This window comes from Mucilaginibacter sp. PAMC 26640 (assembly GCA_001596135.1).
In the GTDB taxonomy this organism is placed as follows: Bacteria; Bacteroidota; Bacteroidia; order Sphingobacteriales; family Sphingobacteriaceae; genus Mucilaginibacter.
Genome location: CP014773.1, coordinates 5478512 through 5490910, shown reverse-complemented (window position 1 = coordinate 5490910; position 12399 = coordinate 5478512). Strand labels below are relative to the sequence as shown.

Annotated in this window: 11 protein-coding genes and 1 pseudogene; 11 read left to right on the top strand and 1 reads right to left on the bottom strand. The window is 42.6% G+C overall.

What is annotated here, in order from left to right; all coding sequences use genetic code 11:
• Positions 1–338 precede the first annotated feature (338 nt).
• The 6 genes and pseudogenes from A0256_23950 to A0256_23925 all read left to right on the top strand — a co-directional run bounded on the left by A0256_23950 (position 339) and on the right by A0256_23925 (position 7020).
• Positions 339–1361 carry a rod shape-determining protein gene (locus A0256_23950; protein AMR34286.1) on the top strand — a complete coding sequence of 341 codons (1023 nt, stop codon included), beginning with the start codon at positions 339–341 and terminating at the stop codon, positions 1359–1361.
• A 96-nt stretch (positions 1362–1457) separates the two neighbouring features.
• Positions 1458–2291, top strand: a complete 834-nt coding sequence (locus A0256_23945; protein ID AMR34285.1) for a hypothetical protein — start codon at positions 1458–1460, stop codon at positions 2289–2291.
• Positions 2284–2802, top strand: coding sequence for a rod shape-determining protein MreD (locus A0256_23940; protein ID AMR34284.1), 519 nt, complete (start codon positions 2284–2286; stop codon positions 2800–2802). The genes A0256_23945 and A0256_23940 overlap by 8 nt, the downstream gene beginning before the upstream one ends.
• Positions 2799–4688 (top strand): annotated as a pseudogene (locus A0256_23935) (penicillin-binding protein 2). The gene A0256_23940 and the pseudogene A0256_23935 overlap by 4 nt, the downstream one beginning before the upstream one ends.
• 103 nt (positions 4689–4791) lie before the next feature.
• Positions 4792–6066 (top strand): rod shape-determining protein RodA, encoded by a 1275-nt coding sequence (locus tag A0256_23930; protein AMR34283.1) that lies wholly within the window; start codon positions 4792–4794, stop codon positions 6064–6066.
• Positions 6067–6120: 54 nt separating this feature from the next.
• The gene (locus A0256_23925; protein ID AMR34282.1) at positions 6121–7020 is read left to right on the top strand and encodes a hypothetical protein; all 900 of its coding nucleotides are present in this window, start codon (positions 6121–6123) and stop codon (positions 7018–7020) included.
• 2 nt (positions 7021–7022) lie between these two features.
• On the opposite strand, the gene A0256_23920 is transcribed toward A0256_23925, so the two are convergent.
• Positions 7023–8165, bottom strand: a complete 1143-nt coding sequence (locus tag A0256_23920; protein AMR34281.1) for a hypothetical protein — start codon at positions 8163–8165, stop codon at positions 7023–7025.
• Between the two features lie 77 nt (positions 8166–8242).
• On the opposite strand from A0256_23920, the gene A0256_23915 reads away from it, so the two are divergent.
• The 5 genes from A0256_23915 (at position 8243) to A0256_23895 (ending at position 12349) form a co-directional block, all read left to right on the top strand.
• A complete protein-coding gene (locus A0256_23915) occupies positions 8243–8827 on the top strand; it encodes a thymidine kinase (GenBank protein ID AMR34280.1) in 585 nt (194 codons plus the stop codon).
• A gap of 96 nt (positions 8828–8923) precedes the next feature.
• Complete coding sequence (locus A0256_23910; protein ID AMR34279.1) at positions 8924–9214, top strand: hypothetical protein; 291 nt, start codon at positions 8924–8926, stop codon at positions 9212–9214.
• Positions 9215–9320: 106 nt separating this feature from the next.
• On the top strand, positions 9321–9689 hold the full coding sequence (locus A0256_23905) for a hypothetical protein (protein AMR34278.1): 369 nt from the start codon (positions 9321–9323) through the stop codon (positions 9687–9689).
• A 130-nt stretch (positions 9690–9819) separates the two neighbouring features.
• Complete coding sequence (locus A0256_23900; protein AMR34277.1) at positions 9820–11241, top strand: hypothetical protein; 1422 nt, start codon at positions 9820–9822, stop codon at positions 11239–11241.
• A gap of 28 nt (positions 11242–11269) precedes the next feature.
• Positions 11270–12349 carry a hypothetical protein gene (locus A0256_23895; GenBank protein ID AMR34276.1) on the top strand — a complete coding sequence of 360 codons (1080 nt, stop codon included), beginning with the start codon at positions 11270–11272 and terminating at the stop codon, positions 12347–12349.
• The last annotated feature ends 50 nt before the right edge of the window (positions 12350–12399 follow it).

Sequence of the window (12399 nt, the reverse complement as noted above, 5' to 3'; positions counted from 1 at the left end):
AGCGGATATCGGCCTGTGGCTAATGCCTGTGCAGTATGAGCGGATAACCCGTGCCGGAGGCAACGCCATACTGGTTAAATAGCAGGAGCAATTATAAATCGATACCAATTAGGGTTAAATACACATTTACTAAAAGTAAATGATGTTTATGCGATAAATTAAGACGAAATTACACGAAACAAAATAAGAATAAAACGAGCGCAAAGGCACGAATTACTAAAAACAGGAGTTATTAACTATTAGAGTTTTAATTCTTGCAATTCGCACCGGACTTAACATATTCGTTAAAAATCGTAGTCATTATTATTAACTTTGCAAAATATTTGAAATAACGCCACATGGGTTTATTTAATTTTTTCACTCAAGAGATCGCCATAGATTTGGGTACTGCCAATACCCTCATTATACATAATGATAAAGTTGTTGTTGATGAACCATCAATAGTTGCTTTTGACCGTACAACTAATAAAGTTATTGCCATTGGCCGCCAGGCCATGCAAATGGAGGGTAAAACCCATGATAACATCCGTACTGTTCGCCCGCTTAAAGATGGTGTAATTGCCGATTTTAACGCTGCCGAACTGATGATCCGCGGGATGATCAAAATGATCAACCAGGGTAAAGGGTGGTTTTTTCCTTCACTGCGGATGGTGATCTGTATTCCATCGGGTATTACCGAAGTGGAGAAACGGGCTGTACGTGACAGCGCCGAAATTGCCGGTGCCAAAGAAGTATACCTGATCTATGAACCAATGGCAGCAGCCGTGGGTATCGGCATCGACGTAGAAGAACCTATGGGTAACATGATTATCGATATTGGCGGTGGTACTACCGAGATTGCGGTTATTGCATTGTCGGGTATCGTTTGCGACCAGTCGATCCGCGTAGCGGGGGATAACTTCGACTCGGATATTGTACAATACATCCGCCGCCAGCATAATATCATGATAGGCGACCGTACTGCGGAGAAGATTAAAATAGAAGTTGGTGCTGCTTTACCGGAATTATCGGAACCACCTGCAGATTTTGCTGTACAGGGCCGTGATTTAATGACCGGTGTGCCAAAACAAATTACCGTTTCTTACACCGAAATAGCTCATTGTCTTGATAAATCAATTTCTAAAATTGAAGAAGCGATTTTGAAAGCATTAGAGATAACGCCCCCGGAGCTCTCTGCGGATATCTATCAAACGGGTATTTACCTTACTGGTGGTGGTGCATTGTTGCGCGGCCTTGATAAGCGCGTTGCTGCCAAAACAAAATTACCGGTGCACGTTGCCGAAGATCCGCTTCGCGCGGTAGTACGGGGTACCGGCACAGCCCTTAAAAATATTGGTAACTTTAAGTTCTTAATGCAATAGAGAAGAGACATTAGATATCAAGAATCAAGAACCAAGAAAGTCTTTTCCTGATTCCCGGTTCTTGATATCCCGACTCAGCTTTCAAACCTCCCAAGCATGCGTAACCTCTGGAGTTTCATTAATAAGTACAACGCATTCTTTTTATTTCTCATTTTCGAGATCATCTCGCTTATTATCTATATTAAGTACAATTCTTTTCAAAAGGCCAGTTTCATCAACAGTACTAATAAGTTTACCAGCGAATTTTACGCTCGGTCTGATGAATTTAAAGGATACCTTTCACTGAGAGAAGTAAATGATAGTTTGGCCCGGGAAAATGCCTTGCTGAGAAACCAGCTCAGATCATCAAAATATTTGGATACCGTTGGCCGGCATGTAGTTAACGATACTATTTATAAGCAGCAATACGAATATATTGATGCAAAGGTGATTAACAACTCGGTAAATAAGCGAAATAACTATTTAACGATTGCCCGTGGCAGTAAAGATGGCGTGGCCAAAGGCATGGGTGTAATATCCGGTACGGGGGTTGTGGGCAAGGTTGTTTATGTGGGCGAGCACTTGTCCATCGTGCAATCCATGCTCCACAAGGATACACGTTTTAGCTCTATGCTTGCCGGCACAAAAGAAATAGGGTACACCGAATGGGGCGATAATCTTGATCCTAAAAAGGGTTTGCTGGTGGATGTATCTAACAGTGCGCAGCCTAAAATTGGCGAGCTGGTGGTAACATCGCAGTTGTCGCTTTTTCCGGCAGGGATCCCAATTGGTAAGGTTGCTAAGCTAAATGCAAAAGGCGTGGGGCTTTATCTCAATATGGAGATAAACTTTGCTGTTGATTTTGGTAAACTGGAATATGTTTACGTGGTAAATAACAAAATGGCTACCGAACAAGCGGGACTGGAGGCCCAGGAGAAGAAAGATGAGTAGAATAATCCTGGTAAACTTAATCCGTTTTGTAACGCTGGTTTTTTTGCAGGTATTTCTGCTAAAAAACGTGGCGCTATATGATTTGAGTACTCCCTATTTATATATCCTTTTTATTCTTTTACTACCCTTCGAAACACCTAATATAGTATTGTTTTTACTATCTTTTATCTTGGGAATAGTTATCGATATGTTTTACGATACCCCGGGTTTACATGCTGCGGCATGTGTTTTTTTAGCGCTGATAAGAGTGCTATTCATTAGTATAACCGTACAGAAGGATGGTTTTGACAATGAGCCGGAACCGACACTTCGTATTATGGGTTTCCGGTGGTTTTTTTCATATGCGCTGATCCTTACTGCAGTCCATCACTTTTTCCTTTTCAACCTGGAGGTATTTCACTTTTCGGAAATTCAATACACACTAAGTCGCTTTTTATTAAGTTCAATATTAACCGTATTTTTAATGTTGGTTTCTGGATTGTTGTTTTTCAAAAGTAAAGAGCGTAAATGAATATCTTTTTTGGACGGCGGTACGTTGTTGCCGGCATTTTTATAGCTTTTATTTTAATTCTGCTGAGCCGCTTGTTTTATATCCAGGTGGTTGATGACCGGTATGCCCTTTACGCCAGCCAAAATGTTATCCGTAAAATGATCCAGTACCCTGCCAGGGGCCCTATAACCGACAGGCATGGTAAAATAATGGTGCAGAGCGAATCTGTTTACGATATTATGGTGATCCCTAAGCAGGTAAAACCATTTGATACCGTAGAATTCTGCAAGCTTTTAGGTATCGACAGGGAAGGCTATGATAAGCGGATTGTCAAAGCCAAAAAGTATTCCCCATGGCGGGCCTCCGTTTTTGAAAAACAACTTTCGCCCCAACTTTATGCGGCTTTTCAGGAGCGGTATTCAGAATTTCCGGGTTTTTTTCCATTGCAGCGCCCTATTCGTAAATACCCTGATTCTTCAGCAGCGCAGTTTTTGGGTTATATCGGTGAAGTTACCGACCCTATAATTAAAAGATCAGGCGGTTACTACACACCCGGTGATTATATTGGTATAACCGGTGTTGAGAAATCTTACGAAACCGCATTGCGAGGCCAGCGCGGTGTACAAAACATGATGGTAGATTCGCGCAATACCAATAAGGGCTCTTATGCCAACGGCGCTTTCGATACCAGTGCAGTGGCGGGTGAACGTTTGGTTTCTTCGCTTGATATGCGGATCCAGAAGCTTGGGGAAGAATTGATGCGTAAAAAGGTTGGCAGCATCGTAGCGATCGAACCATCCACCGGTGAGATCCTGTGCTTTGTGAGCAGCCCTACCTATGACCCCAACCTGTTGGTTGGCAAAGAGCGCGGCAATAATGCAGCTGCACTTTATAAAGATCCACACAAACCATTTTTTATCCGACCGACCCAGGCGTATTACCCGCCGGGTTCTTCCTTTAAACCGCTAAGTGCTTTGATCGCCATGCAAGAGGGCTTGATAACACCGCAAACAGCCTATTATTGCAGGGGTTATTACATAGCCGGCAATCGCAAGATTAAGTGTTTCCATGGCGAGGTGCACGGTAATGTTACGTTGAGCGAAGCCATAGCGCATTCCTGTAATGGGTATTTTGATATGGTATTTGAGAAACTGATCAACCGTAATGGTCCCCGTAAAACCGATACCAGCTTTACTAGCTGGCGGAATAGTGTGAGTAAGTTTGGGCTAGGTAAACGCCTGGATTTGGATTTGCCGGGCGAAGGAAAAGGTTATTTGCCCAAAGCATCTTTTTACGACAAGTTGTACCGCAAAGGCGGATGGCGCTCGAGCACCGTTATTTCCTTAGGTATTGGCCAGGGCGAGTTAGCCGCAACACCGCTGCAATTGGCCAACATTGAAGCTACGATAGCCAATCGCGGATTTTATTATAATCCTCACCTCATCAGGGCCATTGGCGATAAGCAGGTAATTAAGCATGAATATACGGTGCGTAATTACGTGGGTGTAGATTCGCAGTATTTTGCACCCGCAATATCTGGTATGCAAAGTGTGGTGGATGTGGGTACGGCCGCCGGGTCAAAAATCCCGGGCATCATCATGTGCGGTAAAACCGGAACGGCGGAAGTGAAAAATAAGGGTGACAACTCTGTATTTGTTGCCTTTGCTCCGCGCGATAATCCTAAAATTGCAATTGCGGTAATTGTTGAAAATTCCGGTCAGGGGGCTACCTGGGCGGCGCCTATTGCCAGCTTTATTGTTGAAAAGTATTTGAAAGATACCATCACCACGAGGCCGTCCGGCATTTATCCGGAATATTATATGAATGCTAACCTGATGCCGGCAGTAACATTAACGCCTGCAGAAAAAAGGAAAATACATATAGCTGATAGTTTGAAAAAAATAAAAGCTGATTCTTTAGCTAACCTCAAATTGAAGGCGGCATCAAACCTACCTGTAAAAAAAGAGCCTTTAGCTAAGCCTACTGCTATGTTGCCAAAACGAAAGGAAGATGAGCAATAATCAGCAGCGCAGCTTTTTTTTAAATGTAGATTGGCTAACGGTATTGATTTACGTGTGCCTTTGCATTATTGGCTGGTTTAATATTCATGCCGCAGTTTTTGATGAAAATAATCCCAGTATCATCGATCTGGATACGGAGTACGGTAAACAATTCGTGTTTATTTTGACGGCGCTTGTTTTAGCTACCGTTATTTTGTTGTTAGAGAGCCAGTTCTTATCGGCACTGGCACCGGCTGTGTATATCATTACGGTGTTGCTGCTACTGGTTGTGCTGGTCGTCGGCAGAAACGTTGGGGGAAACCAGGCCTGGATAAACATAGGCGGCGGTTTCAGGCTCCAACCCTCCGAATTTGCAAAATTTGCAACCTGTTTGCTGCTGGCGCGATACCTGAGCGCAACCAATGTTAAGGTAACAGATCCAAAATCATTCCTCATAGCGGGTGGCATTATCCTGCTGCCTATGTTGCTGATTAAGATGCAGCCGGATGATGGCTCTACACTGGTGTTTTGTTCGCTGATATTTGTGTTGTACAGGGAGGGGCTTTCACCATACTTTTTAATTGTAATAGGGCTGCTAATCACCCTTTTTGTGTCATCGCTATTGCTGAATCATTTTTATGTAGTGATAGCAATTATAGCTGTTACCAGCCTTATTGTGCTTTCTATTAAGCGTAACAGGCCGTTGGTTTTCAAGATCATTATTGGGGCCGCTATTAGTATAGCATTTGTTTTTGGTGTGAAACCTTTGTATGATCATGTACTAAAGCCGCACCAAAAGAAACGTATTGATGTAGTGCTTGGGCTTACCAAGGATAACAGGGGCGTAGGTTATAACCAAAACCAGGCTAAGATTGCTATCGGTTCCGGCAGGGTGTTCGGGAAAGGTTATTTACAGGGCACACAAACCAAATATGCTTTTGTACCTGCTCAAAGTACCGATTTTATTTTTTGCACTGTTGGGGAGGAGTGGGGCTTTGCAGGGTCAGTAGTAGTGTTGGGTCTTTACCTTTTTTTATTGCTCAGGATCATTTTAATTGCCGAAAGGCAGCGCGCGCCCTTCTCCAGGATTTATGGATATGGTGTGGCATCCATTATTTTCTTCCACGTGCTCATCAATATTGCTATGGCTATAGGCGTAATGCCCGTTATAGGTATTCCTTTACCGTTTATCAGCTATGGGGGTTCATCTTTATGGAGCTTTACCATCCTGCTTTTTATTCTGCTAAAATTGGATAGTAACCGGATGGGGATTATATACGCTTAGCTTTTATTGCCGATATTAATAGTTACATTAGGATACTGATCTAACATTATTGCAATGAATAGCATTCTGGCATTCCTAAAAAAAAAGGACCTTTATCTCGGTATAGCAAGATATCTGCTGGGCCTTCGCATGATCGCTTATGCACTTTCAAAAATTTTAAGGACCCAATTTGTCATTTTACCATTTGCCCTTTGGCAGCGTCCTCTCGAGTCTGTTTCCGGAAAAAATATTGCATGGGCGTTTCTGGGCTATTCTGATTGGTTTCAAATATTATTAGGGTTTTTGGAACTAATTCCTGCATTGTTACTATTATTCAGGCGAACTACGCTTGCAGGTGCTATTTTAATGCTACCAGTTACCTTAAATATATACCTGATCAATATGGCGCTCAACCTGTGGGAAGGCACTAAAAATCTATCCCTGGTATTATTGCTGTTAAACTGCCTGATATTGGTTTTTGAATGTAGAAGGATAGGTGCGATTTTATGGATAGTGGTTGGCAGGCTGAAGTTGAGATTTGCACCCTGGGAAATATTGATAAATGTTTTGCTGGTAGGATGTGCTTGTTTTTTATCGTTGAATCAATTGCTGGCGTATCGGTCACAGCGCAATTTTTTGACAGGCGATTGGCTAAATCATCATCCGAACGAATGGACGCTTATTTCAGAATCTATAGGCGGTAGTTTGCAAAAGCCGAAAGAGTTGAAGGCTTATTATGGTGCCTATGGTAGTTATACCGAACTTATTGATACCACTTATGAGCAGAATGGTATCAACTACGAATTGGACGAGCATAAGCACCAATTAAATTTCACCACCGGCAATCATCAGAAAATCAGCTATACCTATAGCTTCACAAAGGACAGTCTGCTCCAAATGGACAGAGTTATAGATACCGGGCGGCATGAAATACTCAGGCAGCTTTACAAACGCAGAATAATAAACGCCAGATAATGTTAAGCGTAACGCCGCTTTAACAACGCGTAAAACTTATCCGAGGTTTCTTTTTTGGCTTCCCAGTTATTTTTGGTAACGTAATTATTTTTCAGGAAGCGGTCGGCTTCTTCAAAGGTGCTAAAGCGGTTCACTATTTCAATAGCCTCGGTATATGCCAGGTTATAGCCTTTAAACAAGTCTTTTACAAAGAGTAATTTGTCGTTTAAATTGATGGCTGATTTAATATCTGCAAGTGGTTCTATAGCTTCTGTTGGTTTAACAGCTTGTTCTTTGCGCTGTGCAGATAATCGTTGATTGAGGGTAAGTACTTTATCATCCTCTTCAATTGCAGGCGAATCCTGATGAGCAGGAAGCGCTACAATGGTTTGTTCTTCTGTTACATAGGCCTTTAAGTTGTCTACCTGGATGTCTTCCATACTTTCAGCGACAGCGTTTTTGGTTACATCTTTTGCTGGCTGCCAGCTGATAGGCTCATTTGCTTTTTCAGATTCAGGCAATACAATAATTTGCAATTCCGGGGCTGTTTGTTCTTTGCGGTATTTAACTACCTCTGTTTTTGCATCAACCTCGTCTAACTGTTCAGCTTCTTCCTCTGTTGCCTTCTCTTTAGTTTCAATTTCGGCAACTGGTGTTAACAATATCTCATCCTGGCTGGGTGTTTCCCCTTCGTCTTCAAAGGTATCAGCCTCATCCAGCACCAATTCATGTCTTATGGCTTCTGGTTCTTCCCGTTCAAAAGAATAGCTGCCGTCGGAGGTATCGCTGCTTAAATCGATCGATGCAGCAGGTTCCACAACAGGCGCTACATCTTCTGACTTTATTATTTCAAATTTGATTTGTTCATTATTTGCAGGTTTGGCGGGCTCCGGCTTGAAAGGCGCGGCAACAGGTTTTGCGGGTTGCACAACGGGCTCAAACCACTTAGGTTCGTCTTTAATACTGCTTTTGGTAATGGGCTGGCTTTTTATCGCGTTAAGCTTTCTCAGTATTTCGCCATGGTCTTTTAAAAAGTGCGTATTGGCAACAAATAGCTCAAGTTCAAGGTCGTTCAGGTTTTCTGCTGTACCCTGCAGGTACTCATATTGTTCATTTATTTCCTGTATAATTACACCTATCTTCTTAAAAACTTCCTGTTGCTTCATCACTATTTTGTTAGGAAAATTGCTAATCAAAAATAGTATAAAATTCTGATATTAGCCCCCCACAAAAGTTTTGAGATTTGTATACCGAGGAAGTTTTTAGAAGGCGTAATGAGATTGGCGGGAGTATAGAAGTGATCTGCGGATCGATGTTTTCGGGCAAAACCGAAGAATTGATCAGGAGGGTTAACCGTGCACGGATAGCAAAAGTAAATGTAGAGATCTACAGCCCCGTGGCTGATACCCGTTATGATAAAAGCGCTCTTGTATCTCATAATCTTAACTCTATACCATCAAACGCGGTAGAAAAAGCCGCTGCTATTTTGCCTTTGGGAAGTAAGGTACAGGTAGTGGGTATTGATGAAGCGCAATTTTTTGATGCGGACCTGCCGCGGGTAGTAAGTACCCTGGCTAACAGTGGTGTACGCGTAATAGTAGCAGGCTTGGACATGGATTTTAAAGGCCGCCCATTTGGCACGATGCCCGAAATAATGGCCATGGCCGAATCTGTTACCAAGCTGCATGCCGTATGCGTAAAATGTGGCAGCCCCGCCCTCAACTCTTACCGCCTGGTTCCTGATGAAAGCCAAATCTTGCTAGGTGAAAAAGAAAGCTACGAACCCCGTTGCCGCAATTGTTTCAATCTGGATGGCGCTATAGGTTAACCGGTTAGCAATGCCATATAGGCATGGTTAAAAAATTTTACAATTAGTTGCTAAACAAACAATATCTGTTGGCCGTTTATTTTAAAAAAACAGCTTATGAGCATTAGTTTATTGGCCTCTTTGCACTGCAAAAAAGATGCAGAGGGCGCGTTAGATACCGAATTGAAAAAATTAGTTAACGCTTCTGTGAAAGAAGAAGGGTGTATTGCTTACGAACTATACCAATATAAAGACGAAACCAACCGGTACGTTATTGAAGAGGAATGGAAGGATGAAGACGCCTTAGCAATGCACATGGAGACTTCGCACTACAAATACTTTGTTCATATATCCCCGGCTTTGTTGGTTAGCCCTGCAGATGTTAAGATTTTAACACGTCTAATTTAGCACAGTTTAATGAGCGGTGTAAACAAAATTTAAATGTAACTGTTAAAATATATATTTTCCGATACGTTAATTACAGATATATTTTACAACCTACCAGGACACTATTATGGCTAAGAAAGTTTTAGTTATTGAAGATGACAAAGACATTAGGGATACGGTTACTTATTTCCTTCAGGAGGAGGGGTACGAAGTGATCTCTTCTGAAGATGCAAAAATATTGAAATCGATTGATCAGCATCAGCCTGATATCATTCTGCTTGATAATTGGCTTACTGAGTGGAGCAGTGATGCTAATGGCCAGCAATTAAGCAAGCAGCTTAAATCTAACCCGGCCACTGGCAATATCCCGGTTATTATTCTATCTGCAGTAAGCAATATTAAAGAAATTGCTGAAGCGGGGATGGCTGATGGATATTTGAAAAAACCATTCGACTTGGTGGATCTCTCGGCTATCATTAAAAAACATATCCAATAAAGTCCTTAACGTATTTTAACTTTTATTGGTAAGACCGGCCTATTTTGTATTATTAAATTACTTTACCTTTGCACCATTGACTGAAAACGACATATGCTGCATTTTGGCGTTGTTGCAAATATAATTTACTTTGATACAAAGCAAAAAGCGTGTGCTGTTTTATTTGGTAGACGGCGCCCATAGTGAAGTATTACCCGAATTGTTGGCTAGGGGCATTCTTCCTAATATAAAAAGAATCATTGACGAGGGTACTTATCGTAAAGCTACTACTTGTTTTCCATCTACTACAGGGCCAGCCTACCTGCCCTTCCTTACCGGACATTTTCCGGGTACACAAGATATTACCGGTATCCGCTGGTTTGATAAAAAGGAATTTAAACGTACCCGCTGGAATAAAAATGCCATGCGCAGTTATTGCGGCCCCGAGGCAGCTTGGTTTAATACCGATATGCACCCCGATAAACCCACGCTGTTTGAGCTAATGGGCGAATCGTATAATGTGTATAACATGATTACCCGCAGCGTTCCGGACGAATACGATCTGGGTAAAAAGGGAAAGGGCTGGCTTTACACCAAAGCACATTTTAAACAAATACATCATCCGGTTGATTTGCAGGGTCATAATAGAATCATGGACATGCTTAATTCCGGAAAAGATTTTGACTTCCTCTTTGCTGTCTTCCCGAGCGTGGACTGGGATTCGCATTATCATGATATTCGTGATGAGCGTACAATTAAGGCATATAAAATAGTTGATGACAGCCTGGGCACCGTTAGGGCCAAGCTGGAACAAAAAGGCTGGTGGGATGATACCTTGTTTGTGCTTACATCAGACCATGGTCTTACGCCTACCACCAAGCACCTTGACCTGGGCGACTGGATGACCAACAACGGCCTTAAATCTGTTTATTACCCTGTTATCTGGAAAAGTAATCCGAAATCTGCAGTGATGATCTCCGGTAACTCCTTTGGAAGTATCCACTTGCTGAACCATGAAGGCGACCATGTGCTCCGCGAAAGCGAGATCATGGCAACTATGGGAAGTGATAAGCTGGAAAAGTTGATAAAAGAAGAGGCCGTGGATTTTGCCATTTACCGGGGCGACAGCCCACAAACTTTTACTGTACACAACCGCGATGGAAAAGCTAAAATCTCGGTTAAAGACGATGTATTTACCTATGACCCTCTAACAGCAGACGTGTTAAAATACGGCGGTGTAGTTACCGCCCACGGCCACAGAGGTATTTTAGAAGCTACTTTTGATACTGATTATCCGGATGCCGTTTTCCAGATCTATCAATTGTTTCAAAGCCGCAGAGCGGGTGATATCGTAATCAGTGCAGCAGTGGGTTATGATCTGCGGGACTTTTGGGAATATCCGGAGCATGTAGGCTCACACGGTTCATTGCATCGCCAGCATATTCATGTACCCTTGATCTATAATCAAAAGAATTGGGCCACCCGCCCGGCACGTACTGCAGATCTGTTCGATACCATTCTGAAGTGGAAAGGTATCACTCCTGAAAAATCTGAAGGCGAACCATTATTTTAATATATTAGGCAAAATTTGAGTATTAGTAATGACTGAGCAGGAAGTTGTTAAGGAACAGAAGCAAGAAGTTAACAGGGTTTTTAACAAGGGTATTATCATCAAAGGTATTGTATGGTTTGCTCTGATAACGGTGATTACCATTGCCGGCATTTTCTTTTACACCAATACAGGTAATACACTCAATGCTTTAACGCATATCTCCTATAAATACATAGCCATTTGTTTTGTGATGCTCGCTGCAGATTTAACGATGGGAGCTTGGCGTAACCATATCTATATTCGCAAACTAAACCCTGAGGTATCGGCTTGGGTAAGCTTCAGGGCAAATGTAGCCAATATGTTTATGGGCGCAGTAACACCGGCCCATGGCGGCGCCGGCCCTGCTCAAATTTACGTTTATACCAGTGCTGGCGTATCTTTTATTGATTCCTTCGCCATTAACCTAATCAACCTCGGCGCTACACTTATTTTTATGCCGCTGGCTGGTTTTGTAGCTATTATGCTGATGGATACCGGGGAAATCAGCGGTATCATTCCTGCTATGCTTAAGTATGGCTTCACTTTCTTCCTGCTATTCCTTATGGCATTTTTGCTTGCTTTCTGGAAACCGGTTTGGATGGGGATCATTATCAAAAAATTGGCATCGGGTTTATCATCTATCTTTCCAAAAAGTCGCCCCAAGCTTACCCGCTGGGCCGAAAGTTCTTACAAAGGCATCAGCAGTTACCAAAAAACCTGCAGTGTTATTCTTACCAAAAACCCATCGCTGTTTCCGTTAAGTTTGCTGATCACCACCTGCCTGTATCTGAACAAATATTGTTTGCAATATGTGATCTTACTGGGCCTAGGGGTACAGGCCAGCCTCATCCAGGTAATCTCCATCCAGGTGCTTATCCAGTTCATGATCTATTTTGCACCAAGTCCTGGTGGTAGTGGATTTGCCGAGGTGGGTATCTCGGTATTGTTTGGCAGAATTGTGCCAGCCGCATTACTGCCGATCTTCACGCTGTTACAACGCTCGTTCTTATTGTTTTTCCCGGCTATGATCGGTGCTTATGTAGTGATTAACTTGCTGAGGAAGCATACAATGGTGAAGACAAAATCTTGATAGTACACTAGAACAAGCGAAATTGCCGGCGGCAACCGCCACCTTGGTCA

Bases quoted from the DNA above. Each gene is read 5' to 3' on its own strand.
- A0256_23950 (AMR34286.1), top strand. From the start codon at position 339: ATGGGTTTATTTAATTTTTTCACTCAAGAGATCGCCATAGATTTGGGT.
- A0256_23945 (AMR34285.1), top strand. From the start codon at position 1,458: ATGCGTAACCTCTGGAGTTTCATTAATAAGTACAACGCATTCTTTTTA.
- A0256_23940 (AMR34284.1), top strand. From the start codon at position 2,284: ATGAGTAGAATAATCCTGGTAAACTTAATCCGTTTTGTAACGCTGGTT.
- A0256_23930 (AMR34283.1), top strand. From the start codon at position 4,792: ATGAGCAATAATCAGCAGCGCAGCTTTTTTTTAAATGTAGATTGGCTA.
- A0256_23925 (AMR34282.1), top strand. From the start codon at position 6,121: ATGAATAGCATTCTGGCATTCCTAAAAAAAAAGGACCTTTATCTCGGT.
- A0256_23920 (AMR34281.1), bottom strand. From the start codon at position 8,165: ATGAAGCAACAGGAAGTTTTTAAGAAGATAGGTGTAATTATACAGGAA.
- A0256_23910 (AMR34279.1), top strand. From the start codon at position 8,924: ATGAGCATTAGTTTATTGGCCTCTTTGCACTGCAAAAAAGATGCAGAG.
- A0256_23905 (AMR34278.1), top strand. From the start codon at position 9,321: ATGGCTAAGAAAGTTTTAGTTATTGAAGATGACAAAGACATTAGGGAT.
- A0256_23895 (AMR34276.1), top strand. From the start codon at position 11,270: ATGACTGAGCAGGAAGTTGTTAAGGAACAGAAGCAAGAAGTTAACAGG.